Below are 23,719 nucleotides of genomic sequence, written 5' to 3' on the forward strand. Positions count from 1 at the left end.
CCCTATGGCTTATACTACCTTCTCACAGAATAAAAACGATCAGCTTCTGGAACCGATGTTCTTTGGTCAGTCCGTTAACGTCGCGCGTTACGATCAGCAAAAATATGAAATATTCGAGAAACTGATCGAGAAACAGCTTTCCTTTTTCTGGCGTCCGGAAGAGGTCGATGTATCTCGCGATCGCATCGATTATCAGGCGCTACCGGAACATGAAAAGCACATTTTCATCAGCAACCTGAAATACCAAACGCTGCTGGACTCCATTCAAGGACGCAGCCCGAACGTCGCACTGTTACCGCTGATCTCCATCCCTGAATTGGAAACCTGGATAGAAACCTGGGCGTTTTCAGAAACCATTCACTCCCGTTCCTATACCCATATTATCCGCAATATCGTCAACGATCCGGCGCTGGTGTTCGATGATATCGTCACCAATGAAGAGATTCTGAAACGCGCAAAAGACATCTCTTCTTTCTATGACGATCTGATCGAACTGACCAGCTATTACCATCTGCTGGGCGAAGGCACGCATCAGGTGAACGGTAAAACCGTCACCGTCAATCTGCATGCCTTGAAGAAACAGCTTTATCTGTGCCTGATGAGCGTCAATGCGCTGGAAGCCATTCGTTTTTATGTCAGTTTCGCCTGCTCATTCGCCTTTGCCGAACGCGAACTGATGGAAGGCAACGCCAAAATCATCAAACTGATCGCCCGCGATGAAGCGCTGCACCTGACCGGCACCCAACATATGCTGAATCTGATGCGTTCCGGCCAGGACGATCCGGAAATGGCGCAAATCGCCGAAGAGTGCCAACAGGAATGCTACGACCTGTTTGTGCTGGCGGCGCAGCAGGAAAAAGAGTGGGCGGAATACCTGTTCCGCGACGGCTCGATGATTGGCCTGAACAAAGACATTCTCTGCCAGTACGTTGAATACATCACCAATATCCGCATGCAGGCGGTGGGATTGCCCTTGCCGTTCCAAACGCGCACTAACCCAATTCCGTGGATTAACGCCTGGCTGGTCTCTGACAACGTGCAGGTTGCCCCGCAAGAAGTGGAAGTGAGTTCTTATCTGGTCGGCCAAATTGATTCTGAAATCAACGCCGACGATCTGAGTGACTTCCAGCTCTAAGCCGATGAGCACCTCAACCATCACACTGCGCGTCTCAGGCGCGCAACTTGCCAGCAACGACAGCGCCGCCTCATTACTGGATGTGCTGGAACAACATCGCGTGCCGGTGGAGTATCAGTGCCGCTCGGGCTATTGCGGTGCCTGCCGCTTACGGCTGGTGAAAGGTCGCGTAGCCTATCGCCAAACGCCGCTTGCCTGTGTACAGCAAGATGAAATTTTGCCGTGCTGCTGCATGCCGGTGAATGATATTGAGTTGGAGTTGTGAACAATCAATGACCGATGCGGTAAAGGCGGATGAATCAGCGCGAAAACAGATTTATCCGGTAAGAAAAAGGCGCTCACCCTCTTTCAACGATGAACGCCCTTTCGCTTTCCCTGTCAGGATTATTTAGCGGATGCATTGCCACCGCGTTAAGCTCGCGTTTAGCGCGGTGTTATTTTTTTTCAACATTGTCTTTCAGGTACTGCAACACCGCTTTATTCACTTTATGCTCTGTGAACTTCCAACCCTTCCAGTAATCAGGTTGGTTTAAATAAATTTCAGGCGGAATGGTGAAGTCACTCAGCGTAAGCCATTCTGCAAACAGCTCAGGGCTGCGCTTCTGAAGTAGTTGCAGCAAGAGAATCAGTGACATGGCTGATGCTGGCGCGAGACTCTCGCCGCTTAAATATTTGTGAACCGTTGACCGATTCGAGCGAAAAAGGATAGGTAACAGCGCCCTATCAATTCCCATCTCATTAAAAATCTCTTCAAAATCATTCATTTACTTTCACCTGTCTGTTTCTAACCCCGGCAAAAATTGATATTTCTCAAAGAAACCGATGATAGCATATTTCAGCATCAAATTCATTTACCCATCAGAAACCAGAATTATTTCACAAGCAAAAACAACTCGTTATCTGCGATCCATTCCGCCTCAGTGCCAAATGAGAACAATTATCGCACCATTAAGAAACCAAATCAGTTTCCATTGGAAATAAATGAGGGATAAAGAACAACAATCCGCAATCAAACGTGCTTTACATCACAAAACACGTGGCGTAAATTCCGCACAACGTAAACCAAAATCCTTTCTAATATAAACGACAATTACGCCACGAGAGAAACAGACTCGCGCGTTAATTTTAATGAGAAATTAACAAATGAAACAAACATGTTCTCGCTCTATTCTGGCAGTTATCATCAGCGCGGTTTGTGTGCCTGCTTTTGCTGGCTTGTCTGGTGCTGACAAACAGGCCGCTGATGCTTATTTTGCCACTGCAAACCATCAGCTTTCAGGAAATCATCCTTGGAATCATGAAACACAGCAGCAAGAAAGGTTAGCGCATAGTGAACGCTACGTAGAGCAACGGAACGCAACCCTATCAGCGGCCACGCCTGCGACGCAGACTCAAACCAATGCTCAACCTGCTGATGACCACAGCAAAGTCATCACAGCTAACCGCATTGCCATCAAGGCCGCAAACAAAAGCGTGAGAAAATTGGCGAAACAACAGCAGATAGAAAGCATTTATTACAGTGAGCAGATTCAAACGCTGGCAGATAACACGACCCAAGTGCTCACAGAAGAGCATTCAGCAATCAAAGCCACGCACGCTCGTACCGTTGACAACAGCCAACAGATTGACGATCTCAACGGTAACTTTAGTCACCTGAGAAATACATGAAAGTCACAACAGGTTATTTCTATGATTAACAAGATTTCACTGATCGCTGTCGTTATGCTGGCCGGTTGTTCCTCACAGGCATCACGCATGGCAGAGTGTCAAGCCCAGGGCGTCAGCCGCGATGCCTGTTACATCGCGGAGAAGAATCGCCAGTCAACCATGGCGGCCAGCGCAGAAAAACAGGCGCTGGAAAATGCCGCACACGCCGTGCGTTAAGGAGTAAAAAAGAATGAAAACCAATCGGTTAGTGATTTCCGCACTGGCATTAACAAGCTCACTGGTTACCGCTACCAGCTACGGCTTTCCGGTAAACAGTGAGACGCACGCAGCGGATAACTCACAGCACAGTGTTCTGGTGGCACAAAAGCAAACGCTAAAATCCTCGTGGAAAGGGTTTGGCATTACGGTGAACCGTGCGAAAGATGGCATCATCACCGTCGATGGCAAGCCAGCAGCGCTGGATGAGCACAATGAAAATGCGCAAGTTTACTCTCAAGGGCTTAACACCGTGATTTTCTATAAAACAGGAAGAGTAGTGTTAATGCGAGATGGTCAATTTGTGGGCGATTTGAAATAAGTATTGTAGGTATACCCTAAATAATTCGAGTTGCAGGAAGGCGGCAAGGGAGTGAATCCCGATGAGCTTACTCAGGTAAGTGATTCGGGTGAATGAGCGCAGCCAACGCACCTGCAGCTTGAAGTATGACGGGTATAGTGATTCTTTATTCACGGGGTATTCCGTTCAGAGGTTATCACTCAGTCACCCCTGACATCCCGATGAAAGCGTTTATTTTATCATTTTCTTTCCCTGGTGTTGTTTGCCCTTTATCCCGTATAAAGGGCCTTTTTTTAAATTAGCTCACAACTGTAACTATTCAAAAAAGCAACTATTCAACCACGCTACATATTTCCCACACAGCATTATTCACCCGATAAATTTATCGCTTCAGAAATATTATTAACGCAAGATTTTTTATCGTAATTCATACCGTTGTAGAATTTTTAGGATGAAATCGATATAAAAAAATCAAAAAATTGCTTATATACTCCTCGGTTATTTATCACACCATAGGCTAGTCTGACCTGCATTACATTCACCTGAATATAAATTTCCAAATACTTATAATAGGGAAGCGCATGAAATTCTCGGATTTGAAAATCGCTACACGGCTAACCATCGGCTCTATATCCAGCTTGATTATTCTACTTATTTTTGGTGCATTGGCCTTTGGCGGGCTTAAAAGTTTTCACGAACACATCGACGCCGTAGTAAAGAAAAATTATCCTACCGTGATGCTCTCCAACAATGTCATGAGCAGTTTAAATAACGTCTTTATTAGCCAATCCGCTTTCTTTGCCCTGACCGCAGAAAATGATGAAAATAACATCAACACTACGGTTGAACAAATCAAAAAAGATCGCAGCGTTATCGTTAAACATATTACGACGCTCAGCAACTCTGTACAGGGCGATGCTGAACTCACTGCGGCATTAAATACCATCAAGCAGGATTACAGTAAGTTTGCCGAAGCCAGCGACGCACTGCTGAATCTGGCGAAAAACCGTCAGGACCTACGCCATCAGGCACTTGAGGTGACCTGGCCTCTGGGTACTGCGCTCAAAAAAGATATTTCACAGTTCATCAGCAAAGCCGAATACCGGATGTGGCAGGCGGATCAAACGGTTAATCAAAGTTACAGCAGCATTCGCATTATATTGCTGTGCATTATTCTCGCAGGCGCCGTTATCAGCCTGACGCTGTCATTCGTGACAGCACGCAGCGTGGTGCTGCCCTTACAGCAAGCGGTGTCACTGGCGGAGTCCGTTGCGCAGGGCAACCTGACGCGATCGATCGCCCATCAGCGTAAAGATGAGACCGGTATCTTATTGAATGCGCTGAACAAGATGACCACCAATCTTCAGCAGCTTGTCGGGCAACTGCGCGATGGTGCACACAGCATTGCCTCCGCTACCGCACAGATTGCGGCGGGTAACCTGGATCTGTCTGGCCGCACCGAAGAACAGGCCAGTTCTCTGGAAGAGACGGCAGCATCAATGAACCAGTTGGCGGCTACCGTCAAAAACACCGCAGAAAGCACCCAACAGGCCAATACGCTGGTGAACGATGCCGCCGTAGAGATGAAAAACAGCGGCAGCAAAATGTCCGATGCCGCCAGCAAAATGCATGAAATCCGTGACTCTGCCAATCACATGGTGGAAATCATCGCCCTGATCGACGGCATTGCTTTCCAAACCAATATATTGGCTCTTAACGCTGCGGTTGAAGCGGCTCGTGCAGGGGAACAAGGTCGCGGGTTTGCCGTGGTTGCCAGCGAAGTACGTAATCTCGCGCAGCGTAGCGCCGCCGCGGCAAAAGAGATCAAAGTGTTGATCGACGATGCCGTGCACACGACACAACAAGGGATGGAGCTGGTAGAAGGTGCCGAAACATCCATGAAGAACCTGAGCGCCAACGCCTCTCACATGGGCAGCATTATGTCGGAAATTGCGCACTCCAGCCGGGAACAGAGCGTCGGGATCGATCAGGTCAACATTGGCGTCGGACAGCTTGATGCGTCAACACAGCAAAACGCTTCGCTGGTCGAGGAAGTCTCTGCGGCCGCACAGTCGTTGCAACATCAAGCGCAGCGTCTGACGGATGCCGTAGCGGTGTTTGTCATTACGCCTACCGGCTCAACGACCGTAACGGCCCCGACAGCAGCGACAAAAACACCGCTGCTGGCCGCTGCGGGCACGAGTCCCAGCACGACATCCTCAAACGATAACTGGACAACTTTTTAATCCTGCCGCTTACTGGGGCGTATTGACGCCCCTTCTTGCCTCACCTCTCGTTTTTGCTATTTTCAGATAATGCGTCAATAACAACGCGCGATTACGCCTGCGAAAAGATAGGTTTTACACCCCGACGGCGCTAGAATGACTTTTTCAGGATGAAGAAAAATACACTTTTATTTCAGTGCATTATTTTTAAAACAACCTTTGGAGGTGAAAACCATGCTAAGTGTGATTCCCGTATTGATATTTGTCGCGCTGGTTATTGTATGGTCCGGGATCAAGATAGTACCGCAAGGTTACCAGTGGACGGTGGAGCGCTTTGGCCGTTACACCAAGACATTGATGCCGGGTTTAAATATCCTCATTCCATTCATGGACAGAATAGGACGTAAAATCAATGTAATGGAACAAGTGCTTGAGATTCCATCACAAGAAATTATCTCCAAGGACAATGCCAACGTTACGATCGATGCCGTCTGCTTTATTCAGGTCGTGGATGCGCCACGCGCCGCCTATGAAGTGAGTAATCTGGAACTGGCAATCAAAAACCTTACCATGACCAACTTTCGTACCGTACTCGGTTCGATGGAGCTGGATGAAATGTTGTCTCAACGAGACAGCATCAATACCCGGCTGTTGCATATCGTAGACGAAGCCACCGGCCCGTGGGGCGTGAAGATTACACGTATCGAGATCCGCGATGTGCGCCCCCCTGCCGAACTGGTCGCGTCAATGAACGCCCAGATGAAAGCGGAACGAACCAAACGTGCTGACATTCTCGAAGCGGAGGGGGTACGGCAGGCCGCTATTCTCAAAGCCGAAGGGGAAAAACAATCACAAATTCTCAAAGCAGAAGGATTACGGCAATCTGCTTTTCTTGAGGCCGAGGCCAGAGAACGTGCAGCAGAAGCAGAAGCCCGCGCCACACAAATGGTGTCCGATGCTATCGCTTCCGGCAATATCCAGGCGATCAACTATTTCGTGGCGCAGAAATACACCGATGCGCTACAACAGATTGGTTCAGCCAACAATAGCAAGGTGATTATGATGCCATTGGAAGCCAGTAACCTGATGGGTGCCATTGGCGGAATTGCAGAACTGATCAAAGAAAGCGGCAATACGCGGAGTAAAGATGGACGTTGAGTTACTCGCGGAGAATGCGCATTGGCTATGGCTCTCTCTTGGCGGCTTGCTGTTGGCGGCTGAGATGTTGGGTGCCAGCGGCTATCTGCTGTGGAGCGGTGTTTCCGCGGTTATCATCGGTCTGCTGACCTGGGGCCTGCCTTTACCTTGGGCGTGGCAAGGCACGCTGTTTGCCCTATTGACCATCTCTATAGCCATATTGTGGTGGTACTGGTTACGCAACTGTGCGCGTCGCACGATTGAGACCACTGTGCTCAACCAGCGCAGTCAACAATTGATCGGGGTACGCACCACACTCACGGAAGCCGTAGTCGATGGCATAGGCCGTGCCAGAATCGGTGACAGCACCTGGCGAGTAAAAGCCGATGATGCCTTACCCGCTGGAACGGCGGTTGAGGTGATTGCCATCGAAGGCATCACGTTACACGTTCGCGCCCTCAAGGTTTAACGCCCCTTCCCCATTATCCCCACCCCACAACAGGGGCTGGGGATTTTTCATCCTTATGGCAGTATCCTCGCGCAGCGCAAGCGGTTAGCATGGGCGTTTGTGGTTGATGGAGATAAATCATGCCGTTACTGCGCCAACTGGCCACCTGGTTAGGATTAATTTCCCCGGTCGCCTATGCCTACCCCGCACTGGATGTTTCTCTGCCACAGGGCGGACGCCTGCATTTGGTGGGCAGTATTCATATGGGTAGCGAAGCCATGTCTCCGTTGCCGGAGGTGTTGCTGCAACAATTGAGGCAATCAACTGCACTGGTGGTTGAAGCCGATATTTCCGATATGGGGTCGCCGTTGCAGGAAGAGTACGAGCCGCGTCCGCTGGCAGAGCGTCTGGACTCAGAACGCTATCAGCGGTTCCAGCAGCACTGTGAAGCGCTGGCGCTTAGCGTGGCCCGCTTCGAGCATCTTCCCGCCTGGCACGCCGCGCTGACGCTCCAGGCGATGCAGGCGCAATCGCTCGGCTTGCGGCCTCAATATGGCATCGACTATCAATTGATTCAGGCCGCCAAAGCGGAAAACATCCCAGTGATTGAGCTTGAGGGCCAGCAGGAACAGCTCGCCATGCTGCGACAATTGCCGCAGGGGGGCGTAGTATTGCTGGAAGATACGCTGGATCACTGGCACGTTAATGCACGCCTGCTTCAGGTGATGACTGGCTGGTGGCTGGAAGGACCGCCAGCAAAATCCGCTGCCGCTATTCCGGCGACGTTCAGCCACGCCTTGTCCGAGGTATTGATGCGTCAGCGCAATACCCGCTGGCGCGATCAGTTGCAGGCACTGCCGACCGGAGATTATGTGGTGGCTGTCGGTGCGTTGCATCTGTATGGCGATAATAGCCTGCCTTCCCTGCTACAACCTGACAGTGCAGCGCGATAACGACGGGATTGACTAAGGAACGAGCACCATGACACCCGCAGTAAAACTTCTGGAAAAAAATAAGGTCGCTTTCCAGCTTCACAGCTATGACCATGACCCAAACGAAACCAATTTTGGCGAAGAAGCCGCGCGTAAGCTGGGGTTGAATAAAGAGCAGGTGTATAAAACCCTGCTGGTATCGCTGAACGGCGATGCCAAGCATTTGGCCGTTGCCATCACCCCGGTCTCTGGGCAGTTGGATTTAAAGAAAGTGGCACGTGCCTTTGGTGCCAAAAAAGCGGATATGGCCGATCCTGTACTTGCTCAGCGGGTTACAGGCTATCTGGTGGGTGGTATTAGCCCTTTAGGGCAGAAAAAACTGCTGCCGACGGCCATTGATGAACCGGCGCAGCACTTCCCGGTGATCTACGTTTCCGGCGGCAAACGCGGATTGGATATCGGGCTCGCACCCGCCGATTTGGCGCACCTGCTGAAAGCGTCATTTAGTGATATTGCCAAGCGGGATTAGTGGGAGAACCCCGATGAGCTTACTCAAGTAAGTGATTCGGGTGACTGAGCGCGGCCAACGCCGCCACGGCGTGCGTGAAGTCCCCCCGTTTTACGCGAAATAATTCGCGTTGTGGCAAGGCGGCAAGCGAAGGAATCCCGATGAGCTTACATCAGTAAGCGATTCGGGTGACTGAGCACGGCCAACGCCGCCACGGCGTGAAGTCCCCCCGTTTTACGCGAAATAATTCGCGTTGTGGCAAGGCGGCAAGCGAAGGAATCCCGATGAGCTTACTCAAGTAAGCGATTCGGGTGACTGAGCGCAGCCAACGCCGCCACGGCGTGAAGTATGAAGCGTAAAAGAAGCTGATGGCAGAGGACTCCACGGCCAGTGTGTCCCCTGCCACCGCTTCAGAACGGGTAATTAATCGACCTTGGCCCCTTTTTCGACCAACAGCGTCGGCCCTTGCTTCACGTTGAGGGTTAAGCCTTTGGTTTGCACTTCAGCGTTACGCACGCGGATCCCCTGATCGGCATCGATACGCACGTTGTCAAAATGGAAACCGCTCAAGGGTGCTTCGGGCACGCCAATGATGTACGCAGCGGCTTTACTTTTGCCGGTTGATTCCAGGTTCTCGATCGTCACATTGCTAAAATGCGGTGTCTTGTATTTATCAAACGGCTGTTTGGCATCGGTATCGGGTGGGTAAATTTGTTCACCCATGGTGAAACCGCCTTCTGCCAGCAGCTTGTCCACTTCGGCCTGCACAATGGGTGCCGCCTTGTAGTAGCCTGCAAACACCAACGGAATATCAACATCGACCATTTTGGTGTTGCGGTAAGTGATATTTTTCACTTCACCACCTTTACCGCGCAGCGTCTTGATACGAATACCGTACATCGAACCTTCGAACTGGTTATTTTCCACCAGCACGTTATTCACGCCACCGGAGGTTTCGCTGCCGATAGAAATACCGCGCCCTTGACGCAACACGTTGTTCGCAATATAGATATTGTCGACGACGCCGTCAGGGAAACGCTCATCTGGCTTCTCGGCTTTGATGGCAATGTGGTCGTCGTTACAATCAATAAAGTTATTGGTGATACGAATGTTCTGGCTGTCGATAGGATCGATGGCATCGGTGTTCGGTGCATGCCAGGGCGACAGGATCTTGGTGTTGTTGACGTTGACGTCATGCGCGTAACGCATCACCACGTGGAAACTCGGTGAATGCGTCAAGGTAACGCCATCCACCAGCACGTTGCTGGAACGGGTGATGTAGATCAAACGCGGACGATCGGTACCGCCTTTCTTACCCGTAGCACGAATGTTGGCACGCCAGCGTTCCCACCACACAGCGCCTTGACCATCAATGGTACCTTCACCGGTGATGGCGACGTTCTTGGCATCAGCAACGCTGATAAACGGCAACCAGCCATTTTCCGCCTCGGCGTATTTGGTCTGCTCCGTGGCACGGTAGGCCGCTTCTTCTGTAGAAGCCACAATGGTGGCGTTCTTCGCCAGATTTAATCGCACATTGCTTTTCAGAAACAGCGGGTTGACCAGATAGTTGCCTTCCGGCACCAACACCGTACCGCCGCCTGCGGCCGCACAATCATCGATAGCGCGTTGGAATGAATCCGTATTCAGTGCAATTTGCAGGCGATGGCCTTCCGCGCCATATTGCGTGACATCGCACACTTTGCCATTATCGGTAAAAGTGACAACGGCAGGTAAGGCTGCGGCACCCGCCTGAGAACTGACCGCAATACATGCGCCAAGCAATGACAAAACAAACCCCTTCTTCATTCCAACACCCTCTATTGAAAAGACGTTTTAATAAAATATCAAAGGCTTTTCAATAAAAAACAACGACAGATCACGTTTGTGATCCTGAGCGCGCTAAAAATGTTATCGCTAACATTTAACTGTTATGTCCATCACAAAAGCACACCGAGCAATTGATGAGCGAGATGCATAAAAAAAGAGGGCTTGCCAATCCGCAAGCCCTCTTAAATGTTAGCGCGACCATTTTATCAGCGGTATTGAATTTCGCCTTTAGGCGCGTAAGCCGCAGCATCAAGCGGTGAATGCTGCTCGATATACTGTTTCAACACCTCGGCATCGACAAAACCGGTGTTGACGTAGGTCGGTAATTCATCCAGGCGCGGATAACCATCACCGCCCATCGCATTGAAGTTCAGCGTAGCCATACGGTAGGTTTTATCCGCCTGCAACGGTTCACCCTTGATTTTCACATCCTGAACACCTTGTCCATCGGCCACCAGGCTGACGTTCAGGAATTGGGCATAGGCGCCGGAATCCACTTTCTTGTTTGCCACCGCAGCCAGGTATTTCTCAACCTCGCTGCCTTTCATATCGACATAGACCAAGGTATTGGCAAAGGGCTGCACTTTCAGCACCGTTTTATAGGTGATATCACCGGGCTGAATGGAGTCACGTATGCCACCGCCGCTCATCACGGCAAAATCCGCATTGGCGCGTTCACGCTGCGCCGATAACAGCAGATGCCCGAGGTTGGTTTGGTAGAAGCGCACCTGTTTGCGATCGCCATCCAGCGTGCCATTAACGCTCCCCACCTTCACGTCTAGTTGCGCCTGCCCCTTCTCTTGGAACGGCGTCAGCATTTTCACTACGCCATCATCCTGTTTGATTTCCTGGGTATAATAGACGCGCTCGGTGCCGCCACCGGTCTTCTCCACCTTTTTCTTCAGGTTGACCGGAATAAGTTGGTAATGCGCCAGCGTTAACGTGCCATTTTTGAACGTGAAATCAGCGCGCCCAACATATTTACCCCATTCGTGAGCCTGCACGATCCAGGTGCCATTTTGCCGATCCGGCGCGCAAGGCGTGCCCGGCACATAATCCACCTGTTTCTTGTTTTCGCTCGCCATACAGACCGGGTCCTGTGAGTGACCACCCACAATCATGTCCAGATAGCCCGCCGGCAGGCTGCGCGCCATTTCAACATCCCCCGGCGCATTGGATCCGTGCTGCCCATCGTCGTAGTGCCCCATATGGGTCGCAGCGATAATCACATCGGGTTTTTCGCTACTACGCAGTTGATCGACTACCGATTTCACTTCCGTCGACGGCTTGCGAAACTCGATATCGGTGAAAAACTCCGGGTTGCCCAACTTTGCCGTGTCATCGGTGGTCAGGCCGATAACCGCAATCTTGATGCCTTGCTTATCAAACAGGGCATAGGGTTTGAACAGACGCTGTTGCGTGCTCTTTTGATAGATATTGGCAGACAGCAGCGGGAAAGTTGCCCACTTCTCCTGCTGACGCAGTACCGAGAGCGGATTATCAAACTCATGGTTGCCGAGCGCCATGGCATCATAGCCCACCATATTCATGCCGCGAAAATCGGGCTCTGCATCCTGCAAATCAGATTCCGGCACCCCGGTGTTGATATCCCCGCCGGACAGCAGTAGCACGCTGCCGCCTTTGGCAGCCACCTCCTGGCGAATCTGATCCACCAGCGTTTTCTGCGCAGCCAACCCATATTCACCGTATTCGTTGTGCCAGAAATGGCCGTGGTGATCGTTGGTATGGAGGATGGTGATGTCATAGGTTTTATCTTTTTCCCACGCCAGCGCCCCTGCCGAGGTAAAGATCAGCGACATCACAATAGCACGTCCTAACGCTTTCGTTGCAAAACGCATGGAAACTCTCCGTTTAGTAAACAACCCCTGTTAAAAGAATGCGATAGCAGCCCTCTGCACGTCCTGGTCTTAGTCAGGTACGCGCAGGTTGAGATCTCCCTCCAGAATAGCGCACTTTTACTCAACGCTCGATTTCATTTGCGGCCTGTGACTTATATCACAAGAAAAACCGGCGTTACGCGCATGAATCACAAGAGAAAGCTGATGAAAATGGTCAGTTCATTTGATTCTGTTGTATTTATGTCATTTACCCCCGCTATTCTGGGGTTTTTAACGCAGAGAAACCGGTTCCTCTCATCCAACAGGATGAAAATGCAGCACAACAGACATGAGAAAGTATCTTCATGCGTGCAATAACGTTGGTTTATCAATGCTTATCTTACGAAAGCATCATGAAATCTATGTTAGACTTAGATTCGATGAGTAAACGAAGATTTTTACTAGAATACCCTCATTTTTCCAAGCAGGATTTCTTTAAATGAAATAGAATTTGTTCAAGAAGTCTGCTCATGAACGTTTTTCAACAATGGCAAAAGGAGTCGGGATGCATGCAACCACACCACTAATATCCACCATTGCCGTAGGGCTGGTCCTCGCGTTTCTGCTGGGGATTCTGGCCAATCGACTACGCATTTCCCCTTTAGTCGGCTATCTGGTCGCTGGGGTTCTGGTGGGGCCGTTTACCCCAGGTTTTGTCGCGGATACCGCGTTAGCGCCTGAATTGGCTGAACTTGGGGTTATTCTGCTGATGTTTGGTGTCGGCCTGCATTTTTCGCTCAAAGACCTGATGGCGGTGAAATCCATCGCCATTCCCGGTGCCATTGCGCAAATCGCCGTTGCCACGCTGCTGGGCATGGGCCTTTCCTCCCTGCTCGGCTGGAGCCTGGCAAGCGGGCTGGTGTTTGGGCTTTGCTTGTCCACCGCCAGCACCGTGGTGCTGCTGCGTGCATTGGAAGAACGGCAACTGATTGACAGCCAGCGCGGACAAATCGCCATTGGCTGGCTGATCGTGGAAGATTTGGCGATGGTGTTGACGCTGGTCCTGTTGCCCGCATTCCGTGACATGATTGGCGCAGAGCATGCCGATACCGGCAAGCTGATTCGTGACCTGGCCTGGACCATCGGCAAGGTGGTCGCCTTTATCACGCTGATGATTGTGGTGGGCCGTCGTCTGGTGCCCTGGGTGCTGGCAAAAAGCGCCGCCACCGGCTCACGGGAACTGTTTACCCTCGCCGTGTTGGCGATGGCACTCGGTATCGCTTTCGGTGCTGTGAAGCTGTTTGATGTTTCATTCGCGCTGGGTGCCTTCTTTGCCGGCGTGGTGCTGAACGAATCAGAACTCAGTCAACGCGCCGCCCACGATACACTGCCGCTGCGTGACGCTTTCGCCGTACTGTTTTTTGTTTCGGTGGGCATGCTGTTCGATCCGATGATTCTGGTGAATGAGCCGGTAGCCGTCATTATTACGCTGGCCATTATCGTGTTCGGTAAATCGGCTGCCGCGTTTATGCTGGTACGCCTGTTCGGCCACTCCAAGCGTACCGCGCTGACCATTTCGACCAGCCTGGCGCAAATTGGGGAATTCGCCTTTATTTTGGCAGGCCTGGGCGTTGTGCTTGGTCTCTTGTCTGAACAGGGGCGCAATCTGGTGCTGGCAGGGGCGATTCTGTCTATCATGATTAACCCGCTGCTCTTCACGCTGCTGGAACGCTATCTGGAGAAAACAGAGACCATTGATGATCAGATTGTGGAAGAGGCCATCGAAGAAGAGAAGCAGATCCCGGTTGATATGTGTAATCACGCGCTATTGGTCGGTTATGGCCGCGTCGGCAGCCTGATCGGTGCCAAACTGCATCAGGAAGGCATTCCCGTTGTGGTTATCGAGAATTCGCGTGCACGGGTGGACGCGCTACGCGAGCAAGGCATCAAGGCCGTGCTGGGAAATGCCACTAAAGTGGAAATCATGGAGCTGGCCCGGTTGGATTGCGCCCGCTGGCTGCTGTTAACCATTCCTAACGGCTATGAGGCTGGAGAAATCGTTGCGGCGGCGCGTGAAAAACGCCCGGACCTGGAGATCATTGCCCGCGCACATTATGACGATGAAGTCAGCTATATCACTGAACACGGTGCCAATCAGGTGGTAATGGGTGAACGCGAAATCGCTAACAGCATGATTACCCTGCTACAACTTGAGCAGGTAAAGGCTGAAGAATTAAAAGAGTGCCCGATTTGACGCAGTGCGCAGCGGTAACCCCGCTGCGCCATTTTAGTTGTAATGAGTTTGGCTATTCATCACGCACCAACGTTTCGAACACATCGATATGTCTGGCATCGTCATTTAACGCCGGAATATAAGCAAACCGTTCACCGCCAGCATGCAGAAAAATCTCCCGGTTCTGTTCCTGAATCTCTTCCAAGGTTTCCAGACAATCCGCCGCAAACCCCGGGCAAATAACCTGAATGTGTTTGATTCCCTGCGCGGGCAATCCTTTCAGTGTTTCATCCGTATAGGGTGTCAGCCAGGGTTCACGACCAAAACGCGATTGAAAGGTCATTTGCACCTGTTCCGGTGCCAATCCCAACGCAGCGATCAGTGCCTGTGCCGTCGCCTGACAGCGCAGCGGATAGTCATCTCCCTCCGTCGCATAACGCACCGGAATGCCATGGAACGATATCACTAAGCGGTCTGGCACGCCGTGCAGCGCGAATGATGCTTCCACACGCTGCTTTAGCGCATCGATATAGGTCGGATGCGTCGCATAGTCACGGATAAAACGAATACCGGGCACCTGGCGGCGCGAGCGCAGCGCATCGGCCAGTCCATCCCACACCGCACCGGTGGTGGAACAGGAATATTGCGGATAGAGCGGCAACACCACCAGTTGGGTGACACCTTGGGACAGCAGGCTATCCAACGCCGACGGCAAGCTCGGCGAGCCATAGCTCATGCCCAGCGCCACAGGGATATCGTCGCCTAAACGGGCAGAGAGCGCGCACTCTTGACGTCGGCTGAAGGCCAACAGTGGGGAACCGTCAACCGTCCAGATGGACTGATACAGTTTGGCGACACGGGGAGAACGAAAAGGCAGGATCACGCCATTCAACAGCGGCCACCAGAGCCAGCGCGGCGTATCTACCACGCGTTTATCACTGAGAAACTGTGCCAGATAGCGTTTCACCGCCTGCGGCGTCGGGGCTTCGGGCGTCCCCAGATTCACCATCAGTACGCCCAGTTTTTGTTGACTCATCGTCTGCCCTCACTAAAAGGCTGCCCACGGTACACATTTCGACACCGGGCAGCGGTTATCGTTACCAGCGCTGAGTGTAGCGAAAATGTTGCCTGGGCGGGATAGGAAAAGCGATGTTATTACCGATACTTGCCATCGAAATCGCGAATGGCAGACCATAACGCTGGATGCAGGCGAAAAAAAACCGGCACACAGGGTACCGGCATTTTCAGGCAACGCGGCGCTAGATTAACCCAGAATGGATTCCAGCTCAGCGCGCACTTGTGCTACCTGGCGGGTGCCGTCTACTTTGTGGTAGCGGGTATTGCCAGCCTTGGCTTCTTTCTGGTAGTAGTCCACCAGCGGCGCGGTTTGCTGATGGTATTCCACCAGACGTTTACGCACGGTATCTTCATGATCGTCTTTACGGATGGTCAATTCTTCACCCGTGGAATCGTCTTTACCTTCAACCTTTGGCGGGTTGTACTTCACGTGGTAAACACGGCCTGATGCTGCATGCACGCGACGGCCAATAATGCGATCGACAATCAGCTCGTCAGGCACGGCGAACTCAATAACGTTATCAACCTGAATGCCAGCGTCTTTCATGGCATCCGCCTGCGGAATGGTGCGAGGAAAACCATCCAGCAGGAAACCGTTACGGCAATCATCCTGGGCTATACGCTCTTTCACCAGGGCAATAACCAATTCATCCGTGACCAGTTTACCTGCGTCCATGATTTCTTTGGCCTGTTTGCCCAGTTCGGTCCCGGCTTTCACCGCCGCACGCAACATATCACCGGTGGAAATTTGCGGAATGCCATACTTTTCCATAATGAATTGTGCTTGAGTGCCTTTGCCTGCGCCCGGAGCGCCCAGCAGAATAATACGCATTGCGTAAATCCCCTTGCTATGTAGATTTTTTAAAATAAATTTGAAAACGCTCAACCATACCATTCCACAGGCTTATCCTCAAGGAACGGGCTCGCTTCAGCGTGTCGCAAAGCGAAAAAAAACCCGGTTAAAAACCGGGTTTTCGGGAAAGTGTGAGCGGTTATGCACTCAGCAGTTGGTTCATACGACGGATAAACTGATTAGGATCTTCCAGCGTGCCACGTTCAGCCAGCAGCGCCTGCTCCAACAGCAGTTCAACCCACTCGCCAAACTGTGCATCATCGCCAGTGTCTGCGGCGCGTTTCACCAACGCATGTTCCGGGTTGAGCTCGAAGATATATTTCACTTCCGGCGCATTCTGTCCGGCTGCGGCAAACAGCTTCGCCATCTGCGTGCTCATGTCATTGGCGTCGGTAGTGACAATGGCCGGGGTATCGGTCAGGCGATGCGTCAGACGCACCTCTTTGACACGCTCACCCAGCAGCGTCTTCACACGCTCAACAAACGGCTCCAGGGATTTTTCCGCTTCTTTGCGCGCTTCGTCATCACTGGCATCATCCGCCAGCTTATCCAGCGCGTCATCCGCTTTGCTGACGGACTGGAAGGACTTGCCGTCAAACTCGGTCAGGTAGCTCATCATCCACTCATCGACGCGGTCAGAAAGCAGCAGCACTTCGATGCCTTTCTTGCGGAACAACTCCAGATGCGGGCTACTCTTCGCCGCGGCATAGCTGTCGGCAGTGATGTAGTAGATCTTCTCCTGGCCTTCAACCATACGGCTGACATACTCTTCCAGCGATACCGTCGGGGCGGCGCTGTCGCTGTGGGTGGAAGCAAAGCGCAGCAGCTTGGCAATGGCTTCACGATTGCCGCCATCTTCCGCAGGCCCTTCTTTCAGCACCAGGCCAAACTGTAGCCAGAAGGTTTGGTATTTTTCGGCGTCGTCTTTTGCCAGTTTTTCCAGCATCTGCAACACGCGTTTGGTCAGCGCATTGCGCAGATTCTGGGTAACACGGCTGTCTTGCAGGATTTCACGCGAGACGTTGAGCGGCAGATCGTTGGAGTCGATCAAGCCACGCACAAAGCGCAGGTAGTTCGGCATGAACTGCTCGGCGTCATCCATGATAAACACGCGCTGAACATAGAGTTTCAGGCCGTGTTTATGATCGCGGTTCCACATGTCCCACGGTGCCTGGGAAGGGATGTAGAGCAGGCTGGTGTATTCCTGTTTCCCTTCCACACGGTTATGGCTCCAGCTCAGCGGATCGCTGAAGTCGTGGGCAATGTGTTTGTAGAATTCTTTGTATTCGTCTTCGGTCACATCGGCTTTATTACGCGTCCACAGCGCCTGCGCCTTGTTGACCTTCTCCCAGGTAACCGTCGGCTCGCCGCCCTCTTCTTCGCTCGGCGTCTCGGTTTCAATTTCTACTGGCAGCGCGATGTGATCGGAATATTTGCCAATAATGGAACGCACGCGCCACTCATCGAGGAATTCGTCTTCCCCTTCGCGCAGGTGCAGGGTGATCTCGGTGCCGCGATCGGCCTTGACCACATCCGCCACGGTGTACTCACCTTCACCCGCCGATTCCCAGAACACGCCCTCTTCTGCCGCCGCACCCGCTGCACGGGTGCGTACCGTCACTTTATCTGCAACGATAAACGCCGAGTAGAAGCCTACACCGAACTGACCGATGAGCTGGCTGTCTTTGGCCTGATCGGAACCGATAGATTCCAAAAACGCTTTGGTGCCCGATTTGGCAATGGTGCCCAGATTATCGATAACGTCATCGCGGCCCATCCCGATGCCGTTGTCCGCGATGGTCAGGGTACGTTGCTCTTTATTGGTGGAGACGCGCACGCGCAGTTCCCCATCCCCTTCATAGAGCGCTGGCGAAGATAAGGCGCGAAAACGTAACTTGTCTGCCGCATCGGAGGCGTTGGAGATCAATTCACGCAAGAAAATTTCTTTATTGGAATAAAGTGAATGGATCATCAAGTGCAGCAATTGCTTCACTTCAGATTGAAAACCGCGCGTTTCTTGGCCCTTCATGCTCATTGTCACTTACCTCAATCCTAATAGTTAGTCAGGCTGATGATGTTCAATCCCTGTAGCGGGTGTGGGAATGGTGCCGGTATTTCCGGCCAGTAGGCAAGAAGTGGGGATAAGGCGAAGGATTTTCAAGAGCAAAAAACAATTTATCCCCAGCGCGGCGCCTTCTGATAACGAAACCGCACCGAGGTAAATGCAGCACAACCGCTACAAGCGGATGGGATGACGCCCCGCCAGCGAATGGGAGAGCGTGGTGCCATCCACCATTTCCAGTTCACCACCGACCGGCACGCCGTGTGCAATACGGCTCGCGACCACGCCGTGCTGGGCACACAGCTCAGCAATGTAGTTGGCCGTCGCATCCCCTTCCACCGTGGGATTGGTGGCAAGAATCACTTCCGTCAGGGTTTCCTGCTCTAAGCGCTGTTCCAGCAGATCGAGCCCGATATCATCCGGCCCGATGCCGTCCAACGGCGACAGGTGCCCCATCAGCACAAAGTAACGCCCGGCAAACTGTCCGGTCTGCTCAATGGCGTGGATATCTGCCGGGCTTTCCACCACGCAGATTTGGCCCGTTTGCTGACGGCGCGGGTTGGTGCAGATCGCGCAGCGTTCCTGCTCGGTAAAGGTGCGACAATCCGCACAGTGGCCGATTTCAGACATGGCGCGCGTCAGCGCCTGCGCCAAACGCATTCCGCCGCTGCGATCGCGTTGCAGCAGTTGAAACGCCATGCGCTGCGCGGATTTCGGCCCTACGCCCGGCAAGCAGCGCAACGCCTCCATCAATGACTCAAGGAGCGGACTGGTTTGCATCAGAACGGCATCTTGAAGCCCGGCGGCAGCTGCATACCGCTGGAGACTGACGCCATTTTCTCTTTCTGGGTTTCGTCAATACGGCGCGCGGCATCGTTGAACGCGGCGGCAATCAGGTCTTCCAGCATATCTTTATCATCTTCCAGCAGGCTGGGATCGATTTCGACACGACGGCAATTGTGCGCACCGTTGATGGTCACTTTGACCAGGCCCGCGCCTGATTCACCGGTCACTTCCAGGTTGGCAATCTCTTCCTGCATTTTCTGCATTTTGTCTTGCATCTGCTGGGCCTGCTTCATCAGATTGCCCAAACCACCTTTACCAAACATATGCTTCTCTCTATTGCATGGCTGCAAGAATTGCAGCGGTTAAACGGGGCGGATACTCTCTTCGTCCAGTTCCGCATCAAAGAAACGCCGCAGCGTTTGAATCGTTTTGTCGGTCGTCAGAGACTCGCGCGCCTGCGCCAGTTTCTCTTCATAAATCGTCTGACGCCACTCCAGCGGGGTTAACGTGCTGGGGTCGTCATCCTCTACCACCACCAGAGTGATAGGCTTTTCATAATGCGCTGCCAATGCATCCATCAGCGTTTTTTGTGCCGACGGTGAATTCAGGTGACGCTGCGATGAGCGTAAATGCAGCGTCACGGTATCGTCATCTGAATCGACTTTGAACGCGTTAAGCGCCAACTGCTGAACCAGTTTCGGCAGCGGTAACCGCTGTACCTCTGCGGCCCAGGCATCGCGCGCTTGCGCTTCTTCCGTCAATTTAGCCGCTAATTCCGGCGTTTTCTCGTATTCCAGCACCGTGCGCAACGCTTTCGGCGTGGCGATGGTTTCGGTCACGACAGCCTTCTGTTGCTGCGCGCGCCAGCGGTACGCTTCAGGCTTTTTCTGCGCCTCGCTGTTGCTGTCAGCCGCCTGACGCTGCTGACTGCGTTCCGTCACCGAGGCCAGGCGTTCCAGCGCCGATGCCGCCGTGCCCGGCCGAGCGCGTTCCTGCGCCGCCGGATCAGACTTTTTTGGCGGCGGCGTACCCTGTCGCTGCAATAACTGGCTGCGCGCCTGTAGCAGTTGCGAGGTGGCGTCCGGCAACGGCGCGGCAGGTGCAACAGGTTCCTCAGGCGCAGCGACAGGCGATGACGGAGCAGCCGCAGGGGATGACGGCGCACTGGGCGCAGACGCCTGACGCGCAGGCGGAATGTGCGCCTGCGGTGCGGCAGGTGCACTCGCCGCCACTGGCGCAGTTGCCACCGGTGCAATCACCGCCTGCGGATGAAATGCCAAGGCTCTGAGCAGCGTCATTTCAACGCCCATACGCCGGTCTGGCGCATAGGATAATTCTTTTCGGCCCACCAGCAACGTCTGATAGTAGAGCTGCACGTCGGCGGGCGGTACGGTACGCGCCAAGTCGCGCAAGCGCGACGCAATGGGGGAGTCTTCCGGCCCGAGCGCCGTGGGCAGCAACTGTACCATCGCGATACGGTGCAACAGCGTAAGCATCTCTACCAACAGCGCTTCCCACTCAACGCCACGCGAGGCCGCCTGCTGGAGCAACGCCATGGTCTGCTCGCCGTTGGCATTGACGATAGCTTCAATCAGCGCCAGCGGCTGTTCATCATCCAACGTGCCCAGCATGCGCGCAACGGCGTCGGTCAACACCGCGCCTTGCCCCATGGCAATCGCCTGATCGGTCAGGCTCAGCGCATCACGCAGGCTGCCATCAGCGGCACGCGCCAGCAGTTGCAGGGCGCGCGGTTCTGTCGCAATCGCCTCGGCTTGCAGCACCTGCTCAAGGTGGCCGCGGATTTGCTCCACGTCCAGCGCTTTGAGATGAAATTGCAGGCAGCGAGAAAGAATGGTGACCGGCAACTTCTGTGGATCGGTGGTTGCCAGCAGGAATTTAACGTGCTCGGGAGGCTCTTCCAGCGTTTTCAACAGCGCATTGAAGCTGTGACGGGAGAGCATGTGCACTTCATCGATCAGGTAGACTTTGAACCGACCGCGCGCAGGGGCATATTGCACGTTATCCAGCAGTTCGCGGGTATCTTCTACCTTGGTGCGCGAGGCCGCATCAATCTCGATCAGGTCAACAAAACGCCCTTGCTCAATTTCCCGGCAATTTGCACACTGCCCACAGGGCGTGGCGGTAATGCCGCTCTCGCAGTTCAGTCCTTTCGCCAACAGGCGGGCGATACTGGTTTTCCCCACGCCACGCGTGCCGGAAAACAGATAGGCATGGTGAACCCGCCCCATAGAGAGACCATTGGCCAATGCGGTCAGCACATGTTCTTGACCGACAACATCAGCGAAAGATTGAGGACGCCACTTACGGGCCAGTACCTGATAGCTCATCAATACCGCAACGGTTGTGTGATTGAGGAGGCCATGCTAACACAGCCTCGCCGGACACGGCGAGACTGTTTATCAGGATAGCCAACAGATTTACGGCGGAAAAAAGGCAGGATCAATGGCCTGGAAAATTCACCAGACTGTAGCAGTTGATACCGAGGTTATTCAAACGCTGCTCGCCGCCCAGATCGAACAGATTAATGATAAATGCCGCATCGGTGACGTCTCCACCCAAACGGCGAATCAGCTTAACCGTGGCTTCAATGGTGCCACCGGTTGCCAACAGATCGTCAATCACCAGCACTTTATCACCTGCGTTGATGGCGTCAGTGTGAATTTCCAGGCTGTCAGTGCCGTACTCCAACTCATAGCTTTCTGAAATCGTCGGGCGCGGCAATTTGCCCGGTTTACGCACCGGCACAAAACCCACACCCAGCGCCAGTGCAACTGGCGCACCGAACAGGAAACCGCGCGCTTCCGTGCCCACCACTTTCGTTACGCCAGTGTCACGAAAACGGTTTACCAGCATCTCGATACTGGTCGCATACGCAACGGGCGCTTCCAGCAGACTCGTGACATCACGGAACAAGATCCCCGGTTTGGGATAATCGGGAATGCTTTTAATGCTGTTTTTAATTAATTCTGACTGCTGTGCGGTTACGCTCATCATCTTTTGCCTGATAGTACGCTTTAAAAATCTTACCCATGACCGCTGTCGCTCCTTTCCTCTCATCGATACTGAGAGATAACCGGAGGCAAACGGCACACGAAAACGCTCAAATCTAGTCAAACTGACGATCAAATGCAACAGCCTGCGGTGGGTTTTATTGTCGCGGATCAACAACCGGCAGGCGCAACATAAAGGTTAGCAACACCGTCATGATGGTGAGCAGCAGCACGCGGACCCACATCATATCCACCAGCCACAGCGAAATAGCAAAGGTCAGCACGATCATCACCACCGCTTTGCCTTTCGCCCCCGGCGGCAACGCCCGGTGATCCTGCCAGTGACGCAAATAGGGACCGAACCAGGAACGGTAGAGCAACCAGGCATGAAAGCGCGGGGAGGAACGGGCAAAGCACCATGCAGCCAGCAGCAGGAAAGGAGTGGTCGGCAACAGCGGCAACACAACGCCTAACGTCGCCAGCACAACGGCCAGCCATCCCAACACCAGCAACCCGATACGATACATCACTGCTCATCCTCTTCACGTTACGCCCTGGTACTCTAGCATCCCGCCCTTTCCTGACGTTAGTTAAGATGCACTCATCTTTCTCCCGCACGCGCAAAAGGCTTGTACCTGCTAACAATCCCGTGCAAGCTTGGCTTTATCATTTAATTATGTGGGTCAACCCGTGAACCGCCACCACTTTCTTCAGGCGTTGGAACATCAACTTGTCCTGTTGGCTCAGGCGGTCGCTCCGCTGGCAGACAGGCCGTTGGCCTATTCCCGTTTTGACAGGCAGCTGTTTCAATCGCATGGCACGCGTTTGCGTGATTATCTGAGTGAGGTTGAGCAAAATTTTCAGTCCTTGCGCCATCTGGTAACCGAAAACCGTACCGAACGCGTCGCGTTCATGACGGAAAAATTGGTCGCGCAGATCGGTGCTTTACAGCGGGAACTCTCCACACAGGCGTTACGCCGTCAGGAAAAGACGCCGGTCGCCATCGCCAGCGATTTGTACCAAAAGCTGGCAGAGCATCAGGACTATGAACGACGCCTGAATCTGATGATTCAGGACCGGGAAAGCCAACTCGACAGAGCGACAACGCTGAGCGCACAGCAGCAGTTGCAACGTGAGGTAGCCGCGCTCGAGGGCCGACTGGCGCGCTGTCGTCAGGCGCTGGCGCGTTTGGAGCGTCAGGTGGAAAGGCGTGAACAAGGGCTGTAACCGCAACCAAAGGAACTAACGCATGTCGCTGGAAAATGCCCCGCCAGAGGTCAAACTGGCGGTAGACCTGATTATGCTGCTGGAAGAGAGCGATATCGCGCCCGATGTGGTGCTGGCGGCGTTAGAGATTGTGCAACGCGACTATCAATCCAAGGCGCATGCGGTAACCCAGCATGCGCCTGACAACCAATGA

The 23,719-nt window shown here is 53.1% G+C and carries 24 protein-coding genes; 13 read left to right on the forward strand and 11 right to left on the reverse strand.

All coding sequences use genetic code 11. The features are described from left to right. The first annotated feature begins 4 nt into the window (after positions 1-4). Positions 5-1,135 carry a class Ia ribonucleoside-diphosphate reductase subunit beta gene (gene nrdB, locus J5067_RS08910; RefSeq protein ID WP_195314691.1) on the forward strand — a complete coding sequence of 377 codons (1,131 nt, stop codon included), beginning with the start codon at positions 5-7 and terminating at the stop codon, positions 1,133-1,135. Positions 1,136-1,139: 4 nt separating this feature from the next. Continuing rightward, positions 1,140-1,400, forward strand: a complete 261-nt coding sequence (gene yfaE, locus J5067_RS08915) for a class I ribonucleotide reductase maintenance protein YfaE (RefSeq protein WP_264628085.1) — start codon at positions 1,140-1,142, stop codon at positions 1,398-1,400. 169 nt (positions 1,401-1,569) lie between these two features. Here yfaE and J5067_RS08920 read toward each other — a convergent pair whose 3' ends face one another. Beyond that, positions 1,570-1,899 carry a hypothetical protein gene (locus J5067_RS08920; RefSeq protein WP_264628084.1) on the reverse strand — a complete coding sequence of 110 codons (330 nt, stop codon included), beginning with the start codon at positions 1,897-1,899 and terminating at the stop codon, positions 1,570-1,572. A gap of 379 nt (positions 1,900-2,278) precedes the next feature. Here J5067_RS08920 and J5067_RS08925 point away from each other — a divergent pair, with 379 nt between their 5' ends. From J5067_RS08925 to ybaK, 8 genes are all read left to right on the forward strand, one after another. Beyond that, complete coding sequence (locus tag J5067_RS08925; RefSeq protein ID WP_264628083.1) at positions 2,279-2,803, forward strand: hypothetical protein; 525 nt, start codon at positions 2,279-2,281, stop codon at positions 2,801-2,803. Positions 2,804-2,824: 21 nt separating this feature from the next. Next, on the forward strand, positions 2,825-3,019 hold the full coding sequence (locus J5067_RS08930; protein ID WP_264645095.1) for a hypothetical protein: 195 nt from the start codon (positions 2,825-2,827) through the stop codon (positions 3,017-3,019). A gap of 13 nt (positions 3,020-3,032) precedes the next feature. Next, positions 3,033-3,380, forward strand: a complete 348-nt coding sequence (locus J5067_RS08935) for a hypothetical protein (RefSeq protein WP_264650935.1) — start codon at positions 3,033-3,035, stop codon at positions 3,378-3,380. Between the two features lie 560 nt (positions 3,381-3,940). Beyond that, positions 3,941-5,605 (forward strand): methyl-accepting chemotaxis protein, encoded by a 1,665-nt coding sequence (locus tag J5067_RS08940; protein ID WP_264650936.1) that lies wholly within the window; start codon positions 3,941-3,943, stop codon positions 5,603-5,605. A gap of 213 nt (positions 5,606-5,818) precedes the next feature. After that, positions 5,819-6,742 (forward strand): SPFH domain-containing protein, encoded by a 924-nt coding sequence (locus J5067_RS08945; protein ID WP_264628136.1) that lies wholly within the window; start codon positions 5,819-5,821, stop codon positions 6,740-6,742. Continuing rightward, positions 6,732-7,190: an NfeD family protein gene (locus J5067_RS08950; RefSeq protein ID WP_264628135.1), complete on the forward strand. Its 459-nt coding sequence runs from the start codon at positions 6,732-6,734 to the stop codon at positions 7,188-7,190. The genes J5067_RS08945 and J5067_RS08950 overlap by 11 nt, the downstream gene beginning before the upstream one ends. A gap of 116 nt (positions 7,191-7,306) precedes the next feature. Next, entirely contained in the window at positions 7,307-8,122 is an 816-nt protein-coding gene (locus tag J5067_RS08955; RefSeq protein ID WP_264645086.1) for a TraB/GumN family protein, read from the forward strand. Positions 8,123-8,150: 28 nt separating this feature from the next. Then, positions 8,151-8,630 carry a Cys-tRNA(Pro)/Cys-tRNA(Cys) deacylase YbaK gene (gene ybaK, locus J5067_RS08960; protein ID WP_264644961.1) on the forward strand — a complete coding sequence of 160 codons (480 nt, stop codon included), beginning with the start codon at positions 8,151-8,153 and terminating at the stop codon, positions 8,628-8,630. Positions 8,631-9,032: 402 nt separating this feature from the next. On the opposite strand, the gene J5067_RS08965 is transcribed toward ybaK, so the two are convergent. Both J5067_RS08965 and ushA read right to left on the reverse strand, forming a co-directional pair. After that, the gene (locus tag J5067_RS08965) at positions 9,033-10,418 is read right to left on the reverse strand and encodes a glycoside hydrolase family 28 protein (protein WP_264650937.1); all 1,386 of its coding nucleotides are present in this window, start codon (positions 10,416-10,418) and stop codon (positions 9,033-9,035) included. Between the two features lie 227 nt (positions 10,419-10,645). After that, on the reverse strand, positions 10,646-12,298 hold the full coding sequence (gene ushA / locus J5067_RS08970) for a bifunctional UDP-sugar hydrolase/5'-nucleotidase UshA (RefSeq protein WP_319802385.1): 1,653 nt from the start codon (positions 12,296-12,298) through the stop codon (positions 10,646-10,648). A gap of 544 nt (positions 12,299-12,842) precedes the next feature. Here ushA and ybaL point away from each other — a divergent pair. Beyond that, positions 12,843-14,531: a YbaL family putative K(+) efflux transporter gene (ybaL, locus tag J5067_RS08975; protein ID WP_264644958.1), complete on the forward strand. Its 1,689-nt coding sequence runs from the start codon at positions 12,843-12,845 to the stop codon at positions 14,529-14,531. Positions 14,532-14,583: 52 nt separating this feature from the next. Here the strand turns inward: ybaL and hemH are convergent, their stop codons facing one another. The 8 genes from hemH to J5067_RS09015 all read right to left on the reverse strand — a co-directional run bounded on the left by hemH (position 14,584) and on the right by J5067_RS09015 (position 22,826). Further along, positions 14,584-15,546 (reverse strand): ferrochelatase, encoded by a 963-nt coding sequence (hemH, locus tag J5067_RS08980; RefSeq protein WP_264650938.1) that lies wholly within the window; start codon positions 15,544-15,546, stop codon positions 14,584-14,586. A 228-nt stretch (positions 15,547-15,774) separates the two neighbouring features. Next, positions 15,775-16,419 (reverse strand): adenylate kinase, encoded by a 645-nt coding sequence (adk, locus tag J5067_RS08985; RefSeq protein WP_264650939.1) that lies wholly within the window; start codon positions 16,417-16,419, stop codon positions 15,775-15,777. A 160-nt stretch (positions 16,420-16,579) separates the two neighbouring features. Next, the gene (htpG, locus tag J5067_RS08990; RefSeq protein ID WP_264645085.1) at positions 16,580-18,469 is read right to left on the reverse strand and encodes a molecular chaperone HtpG; all 1,890 of its coding nucleotides are present in this window, start codon (positions 18,467-18,469) and stop codon (positions 16,580-16,582) included. Positions 18,470-18,676: 207 nt separating this feature from the next. Next, positions 18,677-19,282 carry a recombination mediator RecR gene (recR, locus tag J5067_RS08995; protein ID WP_264644955.1) on the reverse strand — a complete coding sequence of 202 codons (606 nt, stop codon included), beginning with the start codon at positions 19,280-19,282 and terminating at the stop codon, positions 18,677-18,679. Next, positions 19,282-19,611: a YbaB/EbfC family nucleoid-associated protein gene (locus J5067_RS09000; protein WP_195315212.1), complete on the reverse strand. Its 330-nt coding sequence runs from the start codon at positions 19,609-19,611 to the stop codon at positions 19,282-19,284. The genes recR and J5067_RS09000 overlap by 1 nt, the downstream gene beginning before the upstream one ends. A gap of 39 nt (positions 19,612-19,650) precedes the next feature. Next, positions 19,651-21,636 carry a DNA polymerase III subunit gamma/tau gene (gene dnaX, locus J5067_RS09005; RefSeq protein ID WP_264644954.1) on the reverse strand — a complete coding sequence of 662 codons (1,986 nt, stop codon included), beginning with the start codon at positions 21,634-21,636 and terminating at the stop codon, positions 19,651-19,653. A 112-nt stretch (positions 21,637-21,748) separates the two neighbouring features. After that, positions 21,749-22,300, reverse strand: coding sequence for an adenine phosphoribosyltransferase (apt, locus tag J5067_RS09010; RefSeq protein ID WP_264645084.1), 552 nt, complete (start codon positions 22,298-22,300; stop codon positions 21,749-21,751). Between the two features lie 157 nt (positions 22,301-22,457). Then, the gene (locus J5067_RS09015; RefSeq protein ID WP_264645083.1) at positions 22,458-22,826 is read right to left on the reverse strand and encodes a DUF454 family protein; all 369 of its coding nucleotides are present in this window, start codon (positions 22,824-22,826) and stop codon (positions 22,458-22,460) included. A 163-nt stretch (positions 22,827-22,989) separates the two neighbouring features. On the opposite strand from J5067_RS09015, the gene J5067_RS09020 reads away from it, so the two are divergent. Beyond that, positions 22,990-23,526 carry a primosomal replication protein gene (locus J5067_RS09020; RefSeq protein ID WP_264644953.1) on the forward strand — a complete coding sequence of 179 codons (537 nt, stop codon included), beginning with the start codon at positions 22,990-22,992 and terminating at the stop codon, positions 23,524-23,526. A 22-nt stretch (positions 23,527-23,548) separates the two neighbouring features. Further along, on the forward strand, positions 23,549-23,719 hold the full coding sequence (gene rsmS / locus J5067_RS09025; RefSeq protein WP_264650940.1) for a pleiotropic regulatory protein RsmS: 171 nt from the start codon (positions 23,549-23,551) through the stop codon (positions 23,717-23,719).

The organism is Candidatus Symbiopectobacterium sp. NZEC151 (assembly GCF_025962655.1).
GTDB lineage: Bacteria > Pseudomonadota > Gammaproteobacteria > Enterobacterales > Enterobacteriaceae > Symbiopectobacterium.

Excerpts from the sequence above, each read along its gene's own strand:
- J5067_RS08940 (WP_264650936.1), top strand. The coding sequence starts at position 3,941 with ATGAAATTCTCGGATTTGAAAATCGCTACACGGCTAACCATCGGCTCT.
- ybaK (WP_264644961.1), top strand. The coding sequence starts at position 8,151 with ATGACACCCGCAGTAAAACTTCTGGAAAAAAATAAGGTCGCTTTCCAG.
- adk (WP_264650939.1), bottom strand. The coding sequence starts at position 16,419 with ATGCGTATTATTCTGCTGGGCGCTCCGGGCGCAGGCAAAGGCACTCAA.
- recR (WP_264644955.1), bottom strand. The coding sequence starts at position 19,282 with ATGCAAACCAGTCCGCTCCTTGAGTCATTGATGGAGGCGTTGCGCTGC.
- J5067_RS09000 (WP_195315212.1), bottom strand. The coding sequence starts at position 19,611 with ATGTTTGGTAAAGGTGGTTTGGGCAATCTGATGAAGCAGGCCCAGCAG.
- htpG (WP_264645085.1), bottom strand. The coding sequence starts at position 18,469 with ATGAAGGGCCAAGAAACGCGCGGTTTTCAATCTGAAGTGAAGCAATTG.
- apt (WP_264645084.1), bottom strand. The coding sequence starts at position 22,300 with ATGAGCGTAACCGCACAGCAGTCAGAATTAATTAAAAACAGCATTAAA.
- J5067_RS08950 (WP_264628135.1), top strand. The coding sequence starts at position 6,732 with ATGGACGTTGAGTTACTCGCGGAGAATGCGCATTGGCTATGGCTCTCT.
- rsmS (WP_264650940.1), top strand. The coding sequence starts at position 23,549 with ATGTCGCTGGAAAATGCCCCGCCAGAGGTCAAACTGGCGGTAGACCTG.
- yfaE (WP_264628085.1), top strand. The coding sequence starts at position 1,140 with ATGAGCACCTCAACCATCACACTGCGCGTCTCAGGCGCGCAACTTGCC.
- dnaX (WP_264644954.1), bottom strand. The coding sequence starts at position 21,636 with ATGAGCTATCAGGTACTGGCCCGTAAGTGGCGTCCTCAATCTTTCGCT.
- J5067_RS08945 (WP_264628136.1), top strand. The coding sequence starts at position 5,819 with ATGCTAAGTGTGATTCCCGTATTGATATTTGTCGCGCTGGTTATTGTA.
- ybaL (WP_264644958.1), top strand. The coding sequence starts at position 12,843 with ATGCATGCAACCACACCACTAATATCCACCATTGCCGTAGGGCTGGTC.
- ushA (WP_319802385.1), bottom strand. The coding sequence starts at position 12,298 with ATGCGTTTTGCAACGAAAGCGTTAGGACGTGCTATTGTGATGTCGCTG.
- J5067_RS09015 (WP_264645083.1), bottom strand. The coding sequence starts at position 22,826 with ATGTATCGTATCGGGTTGCTGGTGTTGGGATGGCTGGCCGTTGTGCTG.
- hemH (WP_264650938.1), bottom strand. The coding sequence starts at position 15,546 with ATGAGTCAACAAAAACTGGGCGTACTGATGGTGAATCTGGGGACGCCC.
- J5067_RS08930 (WP_264645095.1), top strand. The coding sequence starts at position 2,825 with ATGATTAACAAGATTTCACTGATCGCTGTCGTTATGCTGGCCGGTTGT.
- J5067_RS08925 (WP_264628083.1), top strand. The coding sequence starts at position 2,279 with ATGAAACAAACATGTTCTCGCTCTATTCTGGCAGTTATCATCAGCGCG.
- J5067_RS08935 (WP_264650935.1), top strand. The coding sequence starts at position 3,033 with ATGAAAACCAATCGGTTAGTGATTTCCGCACTGGCATTAACAAGCTCA.
- J5067_RS08920 (WP_264628084.1), bottom strand. The coding sequence starts at position 1,899 with ATGAATGATTTTGAAGAGATTTTTAATGAGATGGGAATTGATAGGGCG.
- J5067_RS08965 (WP_264650937.1), bottom strand. The coding sequence starts at position 10,418 with ATGAAGAAGGGGTTTGTTTTGTCATTGCTTGGCGCATGTATTGCGGTC.
- nrdB (WP_195314691.1), top strand. The coding sequence starts at position 5 with ATGGCTTATACTACCTTCTCACAGAATAAAAACGATCAGCTTCTGGAA.